At 45.1% G+C, this 20428-nt stretch carries 14 protein-coding genes and 2 CRISPR repeat arrays; of the genes, 3 read left to right on the forward strand and 11 right to left on the reverse strand.

Going from position 1 to position 20428, the window contains the following annotated elements; translation table 11 throughout:
- Positions 1-184: 184 nt before the first annotated feature.
- Positions 185-946, reverse strand: a complete 762-nt coding sequence (locus RID09_RS28650; protein WP_446339314.1) for a GDSL-type esterase/lipase family protein — start codon at positions 944-946, stop codon at positions 185-187.
- 186 nt (positions 947-1132) lie between these two features.
- Between RID09_RS28650 and RID09_RS28655 the strand changes: the two genes are divergently transcribed.
- Positions 1133-2440: a cytosine deaminase gene (locus RID09_RS28655; protein WP_446339397.1), complete on the forward strand. Its 1308-nt coding sequence runs from the start codon at positions 1133-1135 to the stop codon at positions 2438-2440.
- Positions 2441-2518: 78 nt separating this feature from the next.
- A CRISPR array of direct repeats spans positions 2519-3704; the repeat unit is 37 nt; unit sequence GTTTCAATCCCTGATAGGGATTATAGAGGATTTCGAC.
- 249 nt (positions 3705-3953) lie between these two features.
- Here RID09_RS28655 and cas2 read toward each other — a convergent pair.
- The 8 genes from cas2 to cas3 all read right to left on the reverse strand — a co-directional run bounded on the left by cas2 (position 3954) and on the right by cas3 (position 15259).
- Positions 3954-4226, reverse strand: a complete 273-nt coding sequence (gene cas2 / locus RID09_RS28660; RefSeq protein WP_446339398.1) for a CRISPR-associated endonuclease Cas2 — start codon at positions 4224-4226, stop codon at positions 3954-3956.
- Between the two features lie 2 nt (positions 4227-4228).
- Positions 4229-5230, reverse strand: a complete 1002-nt coding sequence (gene cas1d, locus RID09_RS28665) for a type I-D CRISPR-associated endonuclease Cas1d (protein WP_446339315.1) — start codon at positions 5228-5230, stop codon at positions 4229-4231.
- Between the two features lie 248 nt (positions 5231-5478).
- Positions 5479-6072: a CRISPR-associated protein Cas4 gene (gene cas4 / locus RID09_RS28670; RefSeq protein ID WP_446339316.1), complete on the reverse strand. Its 594-nt coding sequence runs from the start codon at positions 6070-6072 to the stop codon at positions 5479-5481.
- A 324-nt stretch (positions 6073-6396) separates the two neighbouring features.
- Positions 6397-7227, reverse strand: coding sequence for a CRISPR-associated endoribonuclease Cas6 (cas6, locus tag RID09_RS28675; protein ID WP_446339317.1), 831 nt, complete (start codon positions 7225-7227; stop codon positions 6397-6399).
- A gap of 63 nt (positions 7228-7290) precedes the next feature.
- The gene (gene cas5d, locus RID09_RS28680) at positions 7291-7992 is read right to left on the reverse strand and encodes a type I-D CRISPR-associated protein Cas5/Csc1 (RefSeq protein ID WP_446339318.1); all 702 of its coding nucleotides are present in this window, start codon (positions 7990-7992) and stop codon (positions 7291-7293) included.
- Positions 7993-8285: 293 nt separating this feature from the next.
- A complete protein-coding gene (cas7d, locus tag RID09_RS28685; RefSeq protein WP_446339319.1) occupies positions 8286-9302 on the reverse strand; it encodes a type I-D CRISPR-associated protein Cas7/Csc2 in 1017 nt (338 codons plus the stop codon).
- Positions 9303-9481: 179 nt separating this feature from the next.
- Positions 9482-12823: a type I-D CRISPR-associated protein Cas10d/Csc3 gene (gene cas10d, locus RID09_RS28690; protein ID WP_446339320.1), complete on the reverse strand. Its 3342-nt coding sequence runs from the start codon at positions 12821-12823 to the stop codon at positions 9482-9484.
- A gap of 267 nt (positions 12824-13090) precedes the next feature.
- Positions 13091-15259, reverse strand: a complete 2169-nt coding sequence (gene cas3 / locus RID09_RS28695) for a type I-D CRISPR-associated helicase Cas3' (RefSeq protein WP_446339321.1) — start codon at positions 15257-15259, stop codon at positions 13091-13093.
- Positions 15260-15359: 100 nt separating this feature from the next.
- On the opposite strand from cas3, the gene RID09_RS28700 reads away from it, so the two are divergent.
- Positions 15360-16226, forward strand: coding sequence for a WYL domain-containing protein (locus RID09_RS28700; protein WP_446339322.1), 867 nt, complete (start codon positions 15360-15362; stop codon positions 16224-16226).
- A gap of 140 nt (positions 16227-16366) precedes the next feature.
- A complete protein-coding gene (locus RID09_RS28705) occupies positions 16367-17089 on the forward strand; it encodes a DUF2887 domain-containing protein (RefSeq protein WP_446339323.1) in 723 nt (240 codons plus the stop codon).
- Between the two features lie 26 nt (positions 17090-17115).
- On the opposite strand, the gene RID09_RS28710 is transcribed toward RID09_RS28705, so the two are convergent.
- Both RID09_RS28710 and RID09_RS28715 read right to left on the reverse strand, forming a co-directional pair.
- Positions 17116-17694, reverse strand: a complete 579-nt coding sequence (locus RID09_RS28710) for a Uma2 family endonuclease (RefSeq protein WP_446339324.1) — start codon at positions 17692-17694, stop codon at positions 17116-17118.
- Positions 17695-17798: 104 nt separating this feature from the next.
- Positions 17799-18996: a CRISPR direct-repeat array (repeat unit 37 nt; unit sequence GTTTCAATCCCTGATAGGGATTATAGAGGATTTCGAC).
- Positions 18997-19371: 375 nt separating this feature from the next.
- Positions 19372-20289, reverse strand: a complete 918-nt coding sequence (locus RID09_RS28715) for an NAD(+) kinase (RefSeq protein WP_446339399.1) — start codon at positions 20287-20289, stop codon at positions 19372-19374.
- Positions 20290-20428: the final 139 nt, after the last annotated feature.

Genomic DNA, 20428 nt, shown 5'->3' on the forward strand with positions numbered 1-20428 from the left:
ATTGATAATTGACAATTGATTAATTGGGTCTAAGACCTCTTCGTTTACGAAGAAATTAAAAAAGATTTTCCTTAATTTCAATCCTCTTCTTTTAAGGAGAGGTCATTATCCATTGTTCATTATCCATTGTCAATTTGTGAATCATTTAGAAGTGTCTCTGTGATCAGTTCCTCTGTTCAGGTACTTATTCGTTGACGTAAGGATTAACAATTTTAGCCCAGTTGAGGTATCCTTTGCCGTTTAAATGCACGCCGTCAACGGTGTATAGGGGGTCTAATTGTTTCTGGTTGTTGGTAAAATGTTGATGTAAATCAATGTAGGTATAGGAAAATTCGCTGGCTAGGTTTTGCAGGTGGCGATTGACGGCGATAATATCTGAGTTGTTAACTTTGATGGGATATTGGATAGTGTTCATGGGTAAGAGGCTTTGAATAAAGACTTGAGTTTCTGGGGTTTGCTGTTGAATTTTCTCTAGGATAAGTCGATAGGTTTGGGCGATTTCGGTGGCGGATTTTTGTTCATTCCATAAGTCATTGGCACCAATCATCAGAAAGAGTTTTTGGGGTTGGGATGCGGTGATTTCATCGAGGCGATTGAGTACGCCGTCGGTGGTGTCTCCAGATATGCCGCGATTGCGGATATTGGTGTTTCCCAGGAGTTCTGCCCATTCGCCTTGATCGGTGAGACTATCGCCGATGAAGATAATTTCTGTTTCGGAGTTGGGGAGTTGTTCAAACATCTGTTTCCGGATATGGTGATAGGTTGATTGATAGGTGTTGCGACGACGGGGGATTTTTACGGTTTGTTCGATTTGTTGATGAAAGGGGAGTTTACTGACTAGATAGGGAATGCCGCCTCTGCGAATGATTAAGACACTGAAGACAGTAATAAATAGGAGGTTGAGGCTGAGGGAAACTCCCAGCAGGAGAGGGCTTTTCAATACCATGGTGAATATCTTAGAGGTGGCTGAGTAAGTGGTGGTTATCGGGACTAGATTCGGCTTGTAGTAAGGGATGGGAGCCCTATATTTTGTTGGGTTTCACTTCGTTCAACCCAACCTACAACTTAAATGACGAATCAGATATTATAAGATTAATTATTGGATCAGATGTGAGGGATAAAATTGGCGACTGTGATTCCATCAGAAACGTGCTATTGGCTGAAAAATGCTCGTGTGCCAATCTCAATGTTACAGGTTGAGGATGCGTCGATTCTGGAGAGTCGAACGCCTGATGGGTTGTGTTTGGTGGATATTCAGGTGGCTGAGGGGAAGGTGGCGCAAATTGTGCGGGCGAATTCTGTGTGGGTGGGAGATGGGGCGGTGGTGGATGTGCAGGGGGGACAGGTTTGGGCGGGGTTTGTGGATTTGCATACTCATCTGGATAAGGGGCATATTTGGCAACGCACGCCGAATCCAGATGGAACGTTTGATAGTGCGTTGGATAGGGCGAAGCAGGATAGTTTGCGGTATTGGCAAGCTGAGGATGTTTATCGCCGGATGGAGTTTGGGTTGAGGTGTAGTTACGCCCATGGTACTCAGGCGATTCGGACTCATATTGATGCGTTTGGGGAACAGGCGGGGATTAGTTTTGGGGTGTTTAAGCAGTTGCAGCAGGAGTGGGCGAATCGATTGGTTTTGCAGGCGGTGGCGTTGGTGTCGCTGGATTATTATTTGACGCCGGAAGGGGTAAGGTTGGCGGATTTGGTGGCGGAAGTGGGGGGTGTTTTGGGTGGGGTGGCGTATATGAATCCTGATTTAGAGGCGCAGTTGAATCGGGTGTTTCGGCTGGCGCAGGAACGGGATTTGGCGCTGGATTTTCATACGGATGAGACGGATGATCCGGAGTCGATTTGTTTGAGGAAGGTGGCGGAGGCGGCGCTGCGGTGTCAGTTTGGGCGACAGGTGGTTTGTGGACATTGTTGTAGTTTGGCGGTACAGTCGCCGGAGGTGGTGGCGGAGACGTTGGCGCTGGTGAAGGAGGCGGGGATTGGGGTGGTGAGTTTACCGTTGTCGAATCTGTATTTACAGGATCGGAAGTTGGGGAGAACTCCTCGTTGGCGGGGGGTGACGGTGATTCAGGAGTTACAGGAGTTTGGGATTGGGGTGACGTTGGCAAGTGATAATTGCCGTGATCCGTTTTTTGGGTTTGGGGATCATGATCTGTTGGAGGTGTTTAATCAAGGGGTGAGGATTGCCCATTTGGATGGGTTGTATGGGGAGTCTCCGGCGATGGTGACGAAAACGGCGGCGGATTTGATGGGGTTGGGGAATGTGGGGCGGATTGGTGTGGGTTTGGCGGCGAATTTGGTTTGGTTTAAGGGGCGCAGTTATAGTGAATTGTTATCACGTCCTCAGTGCGATCGCGTGGTGATTCGCGATGGGATGGCGATTGATACGACGTTACCGGATTATCGGGAATTAGATTTGTTGGGTTCGTAGTTAGCCCGCCAGGGATTCAAATCCCTGGCTCAAAGCTTAAGTCGTCTAAAGACGACTGTGTGGGTTTTTCCTTGTTTCGTTTCAATCCCTGATAGGGATTATAGAGGATTTCGACCGGTCAGCGTGCAGGGGTTGGTGATCCTAATCGATAGTTTCAATCCCTGATAGGGATTATAGAGGATTTCGACTCCTAAAAGAGTTACTGGTGTATTGAATGAATTTGTTTCAATCCCTGATAGGGATTATAGAGGATTTCGACTTACTGTAATTTTGTTCTTTGTTGAGCGGAAACTAGTTTCAATCCCTGATAGGGATTATAGAGGATTTCGACGTTAGCCCAATACTATGTACTTGATAATTAAGTAATGTTTCAATCCCTGATAGGGATTATAGAGGATTTCGACCCTCCTTCCCTTGTCAAAATCGGATCTGCCGAAAGTTGTCTCGTTTCAATCCCTGATAGGGATTATAGAGGATTTCGACGAGGATCGTTGAAAAAGCTATAGGTAGATTATTAGTTTCAATCCCTGATAGGGATTATAGAGGATTTCGACAAAAGTGAATTGATACTTTTATGGGCGATTCGTGTTTCAATCCCTGATAGGGATTATAGAGGATTTCGACGTAGGTCGTAGTAAGCCCGGATACTCAAACGATTGTTTCAATCCCTGATAGGGATTATAGAGGATTTCGACGCAGATTAGCAGCACCCCCAGAGGGTGAACCTTGTTTCAATCCCTGATAGGGATTATAGAGGATTTCGACTCAGCTCAGATAGGGTGTACTCTTCTATGGTAAGTTTCAATCCCTGATAGGGATTATAGAGGATTTCGACGAGCTGGTGGCAGGATTTTGTTGATGTCTGCGGTGTTTCAATCCCTGATAGGGATTATAGAGGATTTTGACCTTTATGTCGTGGCAGGGCGATCGGGGATGGGGAAGTTTCAATCCCTGATAGGGATTATAGAGGATTTTGACAGCGTATATGCTGGCTTCAGCGTCAGCATATAAAGTTTCAATCCCTGATAGGGATTATAGAGGATTTTGACCACATCCGCAGGTACAGACGGCGATTCTGGCACGGTTTCAATCCCTGATAGGGATTATAGAGGATTTTGACAGAATGCAGCCACGCGATCGCACTTGTACGATCAGTTTCAATCCCTGATAGGGATTATAGAGGATTTTGACGAGATCAAAGATCAGAGAGAAGAGAATATCTTCTAGGTTTCAATCCCTGATAGGGATTATAGAGGATTTTGACTGCCGACCTCTGAAACGCTTACTGTATTTGATTTTCAAGGTTCGATTGCGACAACCTCCTCTAACTATAGCATTTCAGCCCTCACTTTTGACAACCCCCGCGAACAAAAAAGTCTCAAACCCTTTCTGAATCAGCGTTTCAGCTTTTGCGACAACCTCCTCATTCGCGAAAAAGGCTGTATCCCTGACTCAATAAGGAATACAGCCTCAAATTTTGACTCCTCGAAAAAAACACCTACTGGTTGTCGCATCAGACAAAGAAAATCGAACTATCCCGAAGTGCTTCACCGCCGATGCGCTCAACCTTGCCTTGACAGCAGCCACAGAGGAAATAGAAGCGAATGCTATCCTGATCCGGCTTAATCACCTTATTCAGACGCGATCGCAACTTGGCATACTGGGTATCACTCAAACTGCACTCAAACACACTATACTGCATCCACTGCCCATAGGACTTAAGAATACTGTGTATTTTCGTCCGGCGCTTATCTTCGGAGATATCGTAAGTCACAACAACATACATCATCAATACAGGACTAACGGTGGATACTTGTCAATTTCTCCCATTAAATACTTCGCCAACAGTCGCGCCTGGATTTCAAACGCCTCCTGATAGGTACATTTGCGCCCTAACACCGGATGCTTAAACTTAGATTGTTTCTTTTGTTCGTATAACTTCAGAAACTCCCGCCGCCCTTCTGGAGATAAGTAAACCACATCACTCAGGGGTTCGCTGACAAAATCATCCGGCTTGAGTATCCGCGAATTAATCGCTTTGAGAATACTCCCATCCACGATTAAGGGGCGAAACTCTTCCATCACATCCAATGCTAAACTGGGACGACCATAATGTTGGCAATGAAGATAGCCCAAATAGGGGTCAAATCCGACAATATTCACCGCACTTTGTATATCATGGCGCAGCAGGGTATAGCCAAAATTTAATAACGAGTTTACCGGATCAGTAGCGGGGCGATGTCTGACTCGAAACTTAAACCCTTCAGCGCGAATTAGCTGATTAAACACCTTAAAATATGCTGCACTTCCCGCCCCTTCTAATCCGCGCAAGGAATTAATTGTCTTGGTTTTGTCTAAGGAGGTAATCGCCTTACTAATTTGAGTGATGGCTGATTTTAATGTCAGTTCTGGATATTCGCGCTGATTGCGACTGAGTAGGGTGCGATAATTTTTCAGTTTTCCCCGAATAAATCCCCGGACAATATGCAGCGCTGATTCCGATTCCCCAGCGGCTTGCCATTGGGCTTTCCGCACAAAGATATTTTTGGTCATTTCCGGTTCCAATCGTCCCAGATATTTCCCGGTTCCGGTGATAAAAGTTAAGGGGATTTTGCGGTCTAATAGTTCTGTAACAACGGCGGGAGATACGGTTGCCCGTCCGCAAATAACTATCCCATCCACTTTAATTAGGGGGACATCCAAGAGTTTCTGTTTGTTGGCTTTGACGCTAAGACGTTCATCGGTTTTGCCGATAAATGAATCATCTTGGGTAATGTAAACGGTTCCCATAATTTTTGTCCTTGTTTTGAATCGTGATGATGGTGGTAAATCAATTGAGTTTTGACCTCTCCCCCAGCCCCTCTCTATCCCCCCTTGCCCCCCTTTGAAAGAGGGGTGGTAGAGGGGTGGGAATGGGGCTAGGGAGTTAGGTTTTTAATTGCCTATTTCCCTGGGGATTGGGGCGGGTTTTATTTTATCTCGGTTGTGTCAAAAAGGATGGTTGTAAAACCCGCCCATACAGGAAAATTCAAACTTTTTTATTCCTCCTCCCGATACCGCCCCACCTTATCGGCGGCTTGGGGTAAACATTGAGGATAAAAACTGCATCCTTTACAGCGTTTACTGTAAATGGGTTTTGGCATTTTCCCAGTTTCTAGTAACTCAGTAACTGATTCAATCGTGTCCAGGGTTTCCTGTCGCAATGCGTCGGAAATCTCTACGAATTGCCGTTGATGGGAATGGGCATAATAAACATAGCCCCGACTTATAGATTGTCCCGTCATTTCTTCTAAACACAACGCCTGGGCGCACACCTGCAATTCATCGTTATCCCATTCCCCTTTCCGCCCCCGCTTATATTCCACGGGATAGAGTTCACCAGATTCTGATTCAATTAAATCTGATTTACCTATCAGGTGATACTGTTGAGACTTCAGCCAAATTGCCCGAATTTGCCATACTTCCTCCCGTTGCGCCTCGCCTAAAGTATGGACGCGATCGTGTAAACTGGTTCCTTCAATGGTATAGTGATTCTCAATAAATTCTCCCGCACAAAACATCCGCCAGCAACGGTGGGGACAGTAGGTATATTGGTTGAGAGAGGCGATGGAAATGTAATCAGGATTATTCATTATTTTTACCTATAAATGGTTGGTATTTTACGTTGAGATCCCCCTAAATCCCCCTTAAAAAGGGGGACTTTTTCGGGTAAGTTTTCCGGTTTCCCTCTTTCATTTTCCGGTTCCCCCCTTTCAAAGGGGGGCTAGGGGGGATAAATAAAATTAGGGTTGTAGGGGCGTAAGGCTTGCGCCCTTATTCAATTCGAGAGGGATAGTTTTACCGTCTTGTATTAATCGGGGCGGGTTTATTTACTTAAGGGAGTTGTAGCATAAGTTAACGGTAAAACCCGCCCCTACAAAAAAACCCTTTTATCCAAAAGTTTGAGCGAAATATTGCTACGAATTTATTCGCCTCACCATCCCCATTCCCATCGTTGTTTTCCGCCCCACACCAGAATAGAGGGCAAAATCCGCTAAGGCATTAATCTGCTGAATTGTCTCCGAGTCAACTTCCCCCATAATCCGAAAATTCATGCCCCCAATACAGCCAATAAACTTACTGCGAGAATCGGCAACTAATTCTGTATGAATATCAAAGAAACTGGGAAAAATATACTCAACCAATGTTTTGGGGAATTCTATGCCACTATATTGATTCCAGCGCTTAATCAAACTGTTACATACTAACTCCCTTGTGGGTAAGGCACAATCATATTTACTCTGACGAAATGCCGTGGGGGTAGAGAAGGCAAAATTCAGGGCGCGATCGCACGTTGACGCTTGGTCGTATAATTGCTTATAACTGAGAGCATTTGCCCAACATCCAGGCATTCCTTTTTGTGGTGTTCCCAGGATACTGGTAATCTGCAAATCAGCAGGACCTAAATGCCAAGGTTGTTCGGGATTCAGGTTTAGCCACAAGTGAGTTAATTGGCTAAATAAGGCATCATCTAATAGAGAAATCCGCCACCAACAGGGAGTACCCTGGGGAATTGGTTTATGGTGTTGCCATTGTAGACTAGCGGAAGCTGTATCACCCCGATGCTGAAGTTGTAGGGGACTCAAGGTAAAGGCTTTATCGGATTTGGCTTCATGGAGATAATCGCCTAAGTTTCTATCGACAGAACTCACCAAATTAAGAAATAGGGCGTGTAAATGTCGTCCACTGAGAAACTGGGTGGGAATCGGGGATTGGGGAAGCAGGTTTAGAATTAAACTATGAGGCATGAAAATAACCTATTATCGGGGTATTTGTACGGGTACGGCAGTGCCGTTCCCCTACCTAAGGTATCAACTAAAGCGATACTGCATCAGCCCAGGAATTTTGAGACGATTAAATCGGTAGTATTTTCCATGTAAACTTACCATTTTGATCAGACTTACAGGAGGCATATTAATCACGTCATAACGGGTAACACGATGGGAAAACATCACATCTAACGGGTTGAGAGGATAGGGAAATATAAAATCTTCTTCCCCCCCAGATAGTTTACTCTCCTGGGTTTCTACAATCTCCACCCGCGCCTTACTTGCCCATTTCCCTAACCGAATCCAGGTGGGTAAGGTTAAAGGCTTCTGGCTAATCAAAAAGCCCTCAAATCGACTTTCTGGGGCAATTTCTTTTGCCCTGCCAAAACTGGGAATATTTTTCTGGGTTTTCTTCATCTCAACATGATAGCGATTGTCGGCATATTTCCAGGTATTGAGAACCGACGCATGATAAATGCTGCGGGCGGGTGTGATATAAATCCCTTGCTGATTCAAGGGGGTTAATTGTGCCTGATACTGGGGAACTTGTTCGGCACAAAAATAGCGATAGGAATTCTCTGGGGGAACGGTTGTGGCATACTTTTCACTATCGACTAATCCTAAAGCATAGGAGAGGGCATAATTGTGTAGCACAGGTTCTGTTTCATAGAGTCTGCCAATTTCACGAGTGGCGAAATAGAGACTATCGTGTAATTCTATTTGATAGCGGTAAATGATTGCCATAATGTTAATGGAAATTGGGGATTGGGGATTAGGGAACGTTAAGAGATCCCCCCTAGCCCCCATCCCCCCTAGCCCCTGCTTTGAAAGGGGGGAAAAAGGGGGGGACAAGATATTCTTCAACGTTAACGTTTCCTCTAAAAAGGGGGGAACAAGATATTTATCAAAGATTACCCTAAAAATAGAGGAACAAAATATTTCTCAAAGTCCCCCTTTTTAAGGGGGATTTAGGGGGATCTAAACGGGGAACTAGGTTGAACTGACGTTGATGCCAATGCCAGCCTTGTGCCCCTACGTCAATTGGTAGATTTAGCTTTCGCCTTTTTCTTGGAACTAATGTGTTTTTGGGCATAGTCTTTGGCTTCAGCATCGGCTTGCTGTAACACAGATTTAATCCCGGCTTCATTTCCGACCAAGGTTTTCACCTCATTTAGCAGCGGTTGAAAATCACTGCCAATATAATCGGTGTGGACAATAAATTCTTGAATCATTAACTGTTCAATGGCGGTTGTCGCGGCGTCTATTACATCCTCTTCAGCTAAAGGATCAAGGGTGAGTAAGGTATTTTTTGCTTTCATTTGGTCATAAATTGCCTGAGTCCAACGTAAATTACTGGTAATCTCCCCATCGGCAAAAATAACCCCCATTAATTCATTTCTGACTCGTCCAGTGCGGGTAGTTTGTGCGCCATAGTGACGGGTGCGGAGGATATTATTAAATACATACAAAAAACTTGCCTCTGTGGGATCTTTGAGGGTGACAATACTGGGAAAAAAGACTTGGGGGCGGATATGATCCTGTTGATTAATTCGACTGGTGACTTCTCCGGGTTTAGAACCTTTTTCTCCTTTGGATGTCATTGTGCCATTTTCAAAGGGCGCATTCAGGGTAAAGGTTTCGTGAGATTCATCAAAGGGGGTAATGGAAAAGGCTGTATCAACGATAACTTTCGACTTTTCTGAACCCGAATCACCAATGGCAAATCCATAGATAATACAGTCCGGATTATCCATGGCAAAACTGACGTTATATTCACATTCGTCAGCCGTCATTAAGCCATAGTTTCGCAGTAATTCGCGCCCCACTAAGCGTTCTGGAGTAGACTGTTTCCGCTTAAACATGGAGAGGCGACTAATCGGGGTTTTATCTTGAATCCCTGCCCGCACTCGCGCCTTATTCAGTTCGCCATCGGTTTGAAACAGAGGATAAGATTCAGTAATCCGAATAGTCAGAAAATGAACATATTTTCCCATGGGTTTGTAGGGAATCTCTGAATGAAATAACTTTGTGTCGATACTTTTGATAAATGGCATTAATTTTCTCCTAAATAGTGAGTAGTAACTAAAAAAAGGTAATGTTCAACTAATCATCTTTAACTTATTCCTCCAACTCGATAAACCTTTCCCTCGAACCTGTTAAAATCTCTGCGTACCTCTGCGCCCACCTCTGCGTACCTCTGCGTTAAAAAAATAATTTTGGTCATAAATTAACCTCAACCCTCCCTAACTCCATCCTCTGTTAATTCCTCCTGGCGCTGACGATTTTCTTTATCATCTTCCAGGCGATACAAGAACTCACAGGTATCGCGAATTAAATTAATTTGTCGCCCAGCTAACCGGGCGCGATCGCACGAAAAAGATTTCTCAAATACTTCCACCACAAAGTATTGGGCAAATTCTAAAATTGCCTCCCGTTCTTTTTCCCGATTACTAATCACCCAGCGCCCTTCAGCGGTTGATCCATGAACCCGATCCATCAGTTTAAATACTTCCGCCGCTACCGCCATAACTAGGGTTTCACCATGAAAGACAGTACTATCCGCTTTAAGAATTGTATCAGCAGCAATATCAATGGGTTTTAACACGGCATTTGCTTTGGGATTATATCGCTTATTTGCCCGATAAAATTGGCGATACAGTTCCATCAACCGCTTGGGATGATTGAGACTCGATTGTTCCGTCACGATTAATTCCTCCAGTTCAGAATCATAATAGCTATAGGGGTCAAAACAAGGGTAAAATTGATAGGCATAGAGGCGAATTTTATTCAACGGTGCAGTATCATGGCTTTGGCTACGAACCCAACGGTTGAGATAACTAAACACATAGAGAGGGCTGGTTTCAAAATCTTTCGCCAGTTCAGTTAATCTGCCCCAATTTGGGTCATACCCAGACTTACCGGATTTAGCATTAACATCCAAATGAATCCCATAAGCGGCTGTAAGACTATTCAACGGTGCGGGATGCTGCAACCCGTTCTCTGTCCAGCCTTCTAAGATATAGTCTAAGCGGAAGCGATCGCGTCTCACCAACGCCCGAAATGCTGGGGGCGCACTATCCAGAAAAACCGTCTCTTCAAACGCCGCCCCATCAGTAAAGGGTGGAATGGGAGACTCAGAAACTACCGTTTTTACATCCAGAATCATCGGAAAAGCTAACGCTAACCAACTCGGCATTACCCACGACTCCGTATCCGTACTATCGCGCCCCGGTGGGATTGCCATGAAGTAAAATGTCATCGGTTGATCATCAGGATATGCCAATTTAAACGTGCGATCGCGTCCCGGTTCAATGGTGTCTTGAATCAGAAACATATCCACATTCTGATAACGGCTACGGCTTAAATCTGCCCTCAACTCCTGACTAATAAAATGATTGCGAATCTGAGTATTAAACCGAGTTTGAGCAATCCCACTATATGCCCGTTTCAGAAACCGATTTGTCTCTGGAGTAAAATAATAGGTGGGATAAAAATAGAGATAACGATATTTCCCATCCTCAAACCGTTTACCCACCGCTTGGGTTTGGTTCATCAAGATTTGCCGCAACATCATCTCAATTCCCGCAATACTAGAAATATTCCGCTTGGCATTAGAACCCCCCAGCATTTGCTTATTCGTATACACCTGGGGCGTAAACAAAACCGCCGATTCTATCTGTTCAATTACCGTATAAGCAGAATGAGAAATCGAACAGATTAATTGTCGCCCTCGCCCCGGTTTCTTCGCCGCCTGATAACTGGCAAATTCCTGTAAAAATACATCAACCGTCGCCTTGTCATCTCGATGACTGGGTAACATTACTACTCGTTCCAACCAAAGCCTTAAATCATCCCAGCCATCGGGTAATTCATACTGAGACACAAGCGGCTGAATTAACTCAGTTACATAGGCAATTAATTCCTCCCCCGTTTCTCGAATGGTTTCAATCCCCGGATTCTTTTGCAGATACTTCGCCGCCAAAAAATACCATGGGTATGGAACCCCGCCTGTATTCCCTTTCAACTTCTGCTGCTTCAGTTGTTGATTAATCTGCTGAATCTCCCGAATTGGCGACAAATAATCACCCAAATGCCAATACTCAGCCAGCTTATGGATTAAATCCAGATGGGGAAGTTCTGGTAACTGCTTATCCTGCTTCCGCGCCGCTTCAATTTGACTCACCCGTTCCCCCCAAATCTTACGACTGACTAAATCACCAAATTCTGCTAATTGATCAATGCGGATATCATCGCCAAATTTAAAGTCATAATCGGCGGATAAGATTCCCTGTTGCTGAAATTTAATCAGGTTATCACTGCGACTCTTGGCGACTGAGGGTTTATTCGGATTTAAAATCCGCAACGTCGCATCTAAGGCTACATTCATTAACCCAGATTCATCAAAGAATAACTGATAATAGTCTGCATATTTCATCCCCTTCCCATCGCGCCCAAACCCTGTTTGTCTCAGGCGCAATTGTTCCCGACAGAGGGATTTAATCGTGGCGACAACTCTATCGGGTAAACCATCCAATGAAATCTCTGGCGCGTGACGATGTGCTAGATAAATTACCCCGGTTGGTAAATAAAGTAACGGTTCATAGGGACAATGATTACCTGGGGCAATTTCTGGTTGGGTTTGATAAACCTGAATTAAGGCATTATTTACCACATTAGTTAATACTCCCCGATTCTCGGCAATACTGTGATATGTAAATGTCAGTTGTCCATCACTGAGGCTATGAATAAGTTCCTGAAGTCTAGGGTGTTCCGCGTCTTGAGGATGCTTCACAATCGACGCCAAGGAGTCAGCCAGACAGGTTAAATCAGACAAACAGCGCAGGGTGCGATCGCGCAATACGGGATTAAGTCCATATTCAGAAAAGTTCCAGTTAGTATCCCAGCGCCGTTGAGCATTATATGCCATGATTAATAAATCATCAATATACTCAGAATAGGTGTCGGGATTCTCTGGATTAATCAAATAATCTAATCCCAGTTGGCAAACTTTATCCCCAATAATCTGCCGATGCTGTTCTAGGGGTAACTTGCGACAATCTTTGGGGACATCTGGGAACTTTTCAAAGTCATGAAGAATAAACGCGGCGATGACTAAGCGCCGTTCTCGTTCTCCCACGACTCGTTTAATGGTTGTATCTAGTTTTTCTAATCGCTGTTCAATTAAATTAGCCGGAAATAAACCATTGAGTAAATGAGTATTCAGGGATTGATCTGCCGCATTATCCCGGCGTACTTTTTCTTTCCCTGCGGCTTCTCGCTGTTGATCTAGGTGATCGAAAAACTTCCCCCCTTTTGCGGTTACGCCAATGGCGAATTGTAAGAGATTTGGTAAAACATACTCGCCAAAATCCCGGATCACGGGGTCATCCGGATTCTGTGCTTGAATCGCCTCTCGCAGTAGAGTTAGGGTGAGTAAGGATTGTGGGGTTTCAACGGTGCGATTGGAGGGTTCTGTATCAAAGCCTAAGTCGTCATCGTCTAACCAATCATCATCGGGTTCTGGGGTTATATCGAATAGGGATAACTGGTTAAATTGCTGAGATTTTTTCGTCATATTTTACCTCAATTAATTGGGGGTTTATCTATCTTTTCGGGTGTGTTAGCAAGGCTTAACGCACTTTGATCACGATAGGCGATGGTGTTAAGACAAAACATAAGCAAATTGATGTCACAATCATTACCTGTAGGGACACGGCACTGCCGTGCCCTTACTCCTAATTGGAATTAAGGTATTCAGGAATAGCGCCGATTGTTTTAACCCGCCGAGTTTGTCGTCAGCGTTTCGGCGTTGATGGCGCTAAAGCGCAACTACGAAAGAACCTCAAGCAATCCATACCTCACCCCCCTCACCCTGAAACCGATACGCCAAAGTATCCAGTAATAGCGCCGATTGACCTAACGCGATCGCATAAGGGGCTGTTGCTTCGTGTACACTATACTGGTCGCTGATGGGATAGATCTGAAAGTGCATCGGTAAGCGTAACCGTCGCCTCACTTCCACCACGGAGTACCGCAGTACATAACTGACTAATCCCTGCTTTTGCAACCGTTGGTTAATTGCACCCACCCAGAGGTTATCCGGTTGCCAAACTTGAATCCCAGTGAGTACCTGCACCTTGAACGCCTCCGCAATGGGTTGTAAGTCCCCCGGATAGGTAAACTTCCAATTTAATCGTTCCTCCCGATAGGTGTGCAGTTTCATAAACCCCAGACAGTATTCAAACCTCCCCTTGGCAATCGGTTGTCCGGTGTCTGTGGCTATCTGCTGAAGTGTCCGTATAAATCCGGTTTTTGTCCACCATTCAATCTCTAAGTTACCCAGAATTCCGGGTAAGTCGTAGGTTTTAAATCGATCAACGGGATTCTCTTCAGTGATGTCATAGAGTCCACATTGCAATACACTCACCCCCCGAAAACTAGCCGCATCTTCAGCAATCGGATTCCCTTTCTTTCTTGACAATTGCTGCCAGTCTTGCGCCCATTCCCGAATCCGCCCAGCCACCCGGCTTAACTTAGTATTAAATACGGCTTCGCTGAGTTGACAAAAATTTTCCCGACTCTGGGCATACTGAGACTGAATTGTGCGATCGCGTAACTGATAAGCTAGGAAACAGGACTGAACTGCCCCCCAGCGGGAATAATACCCACGAAAGTGATTAATTTGGCGATAGTTTTCGACAATAATTTGATGCAAAAATGAGCGGTTATAGTTTCCATCTCGGCTCAACGGTGGCATCTCTGCCGTAAACAAGCGTTCGACTAAAAAGTTGGGAACTAAGGCATAAGCTGTAAAGGCTTTAAATCTCACTAATTTACCATTTTGCTCATACCCATGATGACGCCCCAACCGCCCCAACCGTTGAATAAAATTCCCCGCATCTGAGGACTCAAAGATGATAAAATTAATCTTAAAATCCACCCCCACATCAATCGTACTCGTACCAATCACTAAATCTGCCCCCAGCGATCGCGCTTTTTCTCCGCTTCCTGATAACCCGGTATTTTCCCCCACCGTTAACCCCAAGGGCTGCAACTGTTCTCGCAAAAAGGTCACCAGTCGCTTCACCGCCGCAATGGAATTGAGAATAATCGCCCCTTTACTCCCTGGATACTGCTGAAACTGAGCTACAATTAACGCCCAGTTGTCTCCTATCCAGGCTTCTGAGGCTCTAAATGAGGGGTCGAGGGGAATGAAATTGAGCGTAATCGACCGAGAAACTTGCCGCCAATTCTGCTGTTCTAATTGTTGACTTTGTTCTATGGTATCCGGAAACTTATAGGTATTTTCAATCAGTTTTACCCGAAATCCGGCGGTTTTCAATCGCTCAATTAACGGTGGTTCCGGTGTCGCTGATAGAAACAGGAATTTTTTGCGGCGATTGGTGCAGCGAATCAGTAATAGGGTATTGATAATACTGGCAACTTGAGGCGGACTAAAAACGTGAAATTCATCAAAAATAAATAAGTCAAAGTCTTTGTCAATTTTCCCCCATAACCGATCTGGACTATCCCCTTTAAATAAATACGCACCGCGATGTAAATAATGGAAAATATCGGGATTTGTGAGTAACACTTCCGCCTGACCGCTACGAGACGCGATCGCGGCGCTTTTTCTTAATCCTTCATTTTCGGCATACTGTTCTAATTCTGCCCCAGAAAGGCGGACAACACGGGGGTCATTCGTGGGTTTAAAGGTGTCAATATAGCCACGAATTTGGAGTTCTTGGTCACGGGCAAGTTCATTGGTAGGATACAGTCCAATGGCATAACTGTTCCCTTGCATTACGTCTAAATAAGCGGCTAAACTTTTCCCATCACCAGTCATGGCGGTGTTAAAAATTACATCAATCTCTGGGTTGCGGATTGCCGCTAAGGTTTCCACTTGATGTCCAGAAAGGGATGACCAGCTTTTCGGTAAGCTGATTCCTTCGGGTACTTTTTCAGCCGGACAAGAATAGATGGGTTTGAGCCTAATTTGATAATCGGACATATCCTTAAAACAGTGTCCGTAACGTCTTGTTATTTCCCATAATGACACTCAAAATAGAAAATGAGCCGCAATGTCCTGATAAAGTGTCCGTATAAATTCCATGAGTCGTAAAGGTCAGTCGATCACCCTATCCCTATCCGCACGAGACAAAGCCGAACTAGAAGCGATCGCGCTAGAATTAGGGATATTATGGGGAGAACGTGCTAATATCTCCAAACTGGTGGAAGCGATCGCGCGTCGTCAGTTATTGGTATTACCGAATAAGGATTGGACAGAAAGTCGCATCCAGGCGTTAGATCGGGCAATTGGCGCATTAACCGACATCGGCGAGATGGAACAAGCGCGGATTGTGGCAGAATTATTACTCGAACGCAGCGAACTCTCGATTCCCCTACGCCGCAAAATTGAAGGGTTTGTAGACAATTTACCCCCACCTTGGCGGCTAGAGATTGACCGTTATATTCGCCGGAATCATCCTTTTGAGTTATCCTATCAAGATGCCCCAGGGCGTTTATGGCACTTTACGATTCGCTACGGGAGAATCTATCTCCACGAAAAGCGTCAGTATTTGGATTGCTGGTGTGAAGAGACGGAGGGGAACCAAGATATTCCGGAGTTACAGCATAACTGGAGTTTGCGATTGGATCGGATTCAAGATGCTGCGATAACGCCGATTAAGGGACAATGGCGACGCAGTTTGGATCAGATTGAGGTGGAAATGCATCTATTAAGAGAGTTAGCATTTGCCTATCAAGCCAGACGCGAGGATCAGGAAAACGATTGGTTACCCGAAAAGCCACGAGTGCGGCGGGTGGTGAGAAGCGTATCGAGTACGTTTTGGTTTCTGCGGGAAGTGAAGCAATATGGCAAAGACTGTCAAATCATCGCCCCTGACTCCGTGCGATCGCGTGTTATCGATGAGTTAATTGCGACTTGTAATCAGTATGATTTAACTATTTTAATTTAATCCCTGATCAGATTGAAGATTTCGACAAGTGCGATCGCGCTGTGCTTTCTGGCTTTATGCATATTTATCAAAATTAGTCAAGATAACCCTGATAGGAATTTTGCACCAGAGAGGGTGACATAGTAGCCCTTGTCAACGGTGTGAGATTTGCCAAAGGAGAAGACGATGCATCGGATTCCCTGGGGATTAATATTGTTAAGCTAGTGATTGAGAGAGAACAGACAGCCCCTGAACAAGCAAGGCGCTTAATCGAACAAGCCCAAGCCCAGATAACGGATCAGACGACACAACGAAACCTGATTGATTTAATTGAGACAATCATTGTTTACAAATTACCGCAAAAAAGCCGAGAGGAGATAGAAACCATGTTAGGGTTAAGTGAACTCAAACAAACCAAAGTTTATCAAGAAGCCAAGCAAGAAGGGTTAGATGAAGGTCAACTCAAAGCCAAATTAGAAGCCATCCCTCGGATGGTTCAGTTAGGTTTGAGTGTGGAGATGATTGCTGAGGGGTTAGATTTACCTCTCAAAGTTGTCCAACCAGCAGCACAGTCATTCGCTCAACAGGATGTTGCGGCTTTTATTGAACTCTTAACTCATCAACGAGAGCTTTTCTCTGCTCAAGACTTAGCTGACTTGGCTGAATTAATCAAACCGTTACCCGATAAAATAGAAAATCTATCTTATGCGATCGCACAATGGTGCAAGCAAGACGGACATTCAGTACAGCTTCAGGCTTGGCGTCATCTTCTGTCTGGCTTATTGGCGGCTACAGTCGAGCAATTGTTAGGGAGGAACCTCGAATCCCTTGACACCCCATCTCCTGCACTCAACAAAGCCATGCTACAACAGGCAATTGAATAGTAGGGTGGGCATTGCCCACCTGACTCCTAAATCCCGCGTCGAAATGCCCGAATCGCTTCCCCTGCATCAGTTTCCGCCATCAAAATACACCGTCTCAGCCAGTCAATATCAAGTTCACTCAATCCAGATAGCTGGCTGCGTTCAATGGGTTCATAACCACTATCTCCAAGATGATAAAGCTGCAGTAATCCATCTTGCCAAAACCAAACCTCTGGAACGCCCAAAGCTTGATAGCGTTCTAATTTACTGGTATCTCCACTGGTGAAAACGACTTCAATTGACAAATCGGGAATCGGCTTGACACTTCCGATACAAAAAGACTCGTCAGCTTGGGCGAAAACAACGCCGGGTTTTTCCTGAGTCATCGCCCCTGTAGGCTTAAAGAAGATTCCCTGTTCAACCAGAAACGTTGTGATTAAGTAACTAATAATACGAGCAAATGTTTCATGATCTTGCCCCGGCATGAGAATCTCGATCATCCCTTTATAATAACAGAGGCGCACTCCAGAAGAACCATCAAAACCCGTTTGAATACACTTAAACTGTTCCCAGGTTCCCTGATGAACAATGCGTTGATCGGTTGTTTTGTCAAGTAGTGGGGACATGGTATTCAGTTTTGGTTATCGCTGATAGGAGTTATAGAGGATTTCGCCAATTGTCGGCAATTGTAGGGGCTTGGTTACCAAGCCCTTACTTAAATGGGTGTTTCTTTTCAATCCCTGATAGGGATTATAGAGGATTTCGACTTAGGGTGCAGCCTGCGATCGCGTCCAGTTTTAAACGGTTTCAATCCCTGATAGGGATTATAGAGGATTTCGACTGGATTAGAAGTCCAGATAATGCCTGGTGAATACGTTTCAATCCCTGATAGGGATTATAGAGGATTTCGACGTGTTCAAATGGATTTGAATGTTCCTAACGATGGGTTTCAATCCCTGATAGGGATTATAGAGGATTTCGACGATTCGGTTTATTGATTGTATCAGGCTTGATAAAAGTTTCAATCCCTGATAGGGATTATAGAGGATTTCGACCAGGGATTGGTGCGGACTCTTGTGGTTGCTCCTCTCGTTGGGGTTGTTTCAATCCCTGATAGGGATTATAGAGGATTTCGACGTGCTGCTTTAGTGTAGTCGTTAGCAGTTGAGCGTTTCAATCCCTGATAGGGATTATAGAGGATTTCGACTAGGAACTTTGATTCTTTGCCCCGATCCTTGCTCTGTTTCAATCCCTGATAGGGATTATAGAGGATTTCGACGGAGAGGCTCTCATCGAAAAATGGCAGGAAGTGTTTCAATCCCTGATAGGGATTATAGAGGATTTCGACCCGTGATAGGGTACTGTTGGCTTTCCCGCTTCCCTTTGTTTCAATCCCTGATAGGGATTATAGAGGATTTCGACCAGTAAATCCATTTTTTACTCCTTTTTTTAATCCGTTTCAATCCCTGATAGGGATTATAGAGGATTTCGACAGATTTTGGTTTAATTGTATGGCAAACTTATTCGTTTCAATCCCTGATAGGGATTATAGAGGATTTCGACCCTCCGTTTGTCTTTTTCCTTGTTTGCCATGTCTTTAACTGTTTCAATCCCTGATAGGGATTATAGAGGATTTCGACGGCATTAGAAGCCGCCGCCTCCACTGTGATGAAGATTGGTTTCAATCCCTGATAGGGATTATAGAGGATTTCGACGCATAAATTCAGAGTGCAAACCACGAAGACGCTCGTTTCAATCCCTGATAGGGATTATAGAGGATTTCGACGGATTTCTTGCTGCCCTTGACCCGGAAGCTGACGTTTCAATCCCTGATAGGGATTATAGAGGATTTCGACTCCTCCCTTTAACTGGGAAGATTTTGGTTTATCTAGTTTCAATCCCTGATAGGGATTATAGAGGATTTCGACTGCCGACCTCTGAAACGCTTGCTGTATATAGTTTTCAAGGTTCAGTTCCGAGAGACTCCATCTAATATACCATTTCCGACTTCGACAGACAAGAGGCATCTTTAAAAAAAACTCCAAAACACCCTCCCAGTAAGCCTTTCAAGATTTCCGAGAACCTCATTTTCGGGGTAATGTCCTCAAACCCAGACCCCATAAGGGACACAGCCGAAAAATTACCACAGCCCCTGAAAACACCTACCCCTTCTCGGATTCAAGCCCAGAAAATCGAATCAACCCTTCTACCGCTTCTGTGTAGATCCCCGACTTCTGAATCTACTTTATCCATACCATCAAGGTTTCAACCAAGATGTCGGGGATCTGGAAAGTTCCTGAGTATCAAGGTAACTCCACCGATGTCGGTTTAGCAATGTGAGGTAATCCCCAACCCAACTTCTCACGCAACACCCGGAAAAACTCAGGCGGTTGCAAGCGAATAAATCGAGCCGAATAGCGCGATCGCTCAACCTGTACGTGATCCTCCGGTAACACATAACAGCCTGCATTCCCATCCACCACCATCACCAACTGATTTGGCGTCGCCGGAAACACCTTCACCTGTTCCGTATCCGCAAAAACTAACGCTCTCGACGCCAAAGAATGAGGACAAATCGGCATCAACTGCAACACCGGCACCCCAGGAGTTACCACCGTTCCCCCCGCACTCAGGGAATAAGCCGTTGAACCCGTCGGAGTCGAAATAATCACCCCATCTGCAGCAATATCCACAGGAGAATGACGCCCAATTTGCACCTCAAAATGGCACATACAGGTCAAAGGTTCCCGGTGTAATACCATCTCATTCAAGCACAGGGCTTCCCACCACATACATTCATCCCGCACCACCCGCACCAACAGCATGGTTCGTTCTTCAATCTCATACTCCCCCGCCATCATCTGTTCCATCGCCTGGGGAAGTTGATTCAGGTAAGCCTCAGTGAGGAATCCCATGTGACCGGTATTAATCGCCAGCAACGGAATCCCAAAGGGCGCCACTTGACGAAACGCCGCCATCACTGTACCGTCTCCGCCCAGAACGATCGCAAACGCCATCGCTTCATCAAATCCAGGCGCCGCCAGCTTATCTATGGGTGTATGACACACTGGAGAATCGGGACGGGAATAGCCTAAAAGTCCGCCAACACCCGTTGCCATATATACGTCCCAACCCGCAGCCATTAGCTGCTCTTGTAGCTCCTGTGCTACCCGACGAGCTACAGGTTTATAGTCGTTATAGATAATCCCTGCTTTGCCCACATTCACCAGTCCGTGTCATACATAATTATCTTCGTTGTAGCCATTTGGATAAGACTTGCTCGCTCAATTTAGACCCCCTTGACCAAAAAGCTTACACCAAAAAGCGACAATCTGTGTCATTGAACCATCAAAACTCTGG

The organism is Coleofasciculus sp. G1-WW12-02 (assembly GCF_040219735.1).
Classification (GTDB): Bacteria; Cyanobacteriota; Cyanobacteriia; order Cyanobacteriales; family Coleofasciculaceae; genus Coleofasciculus.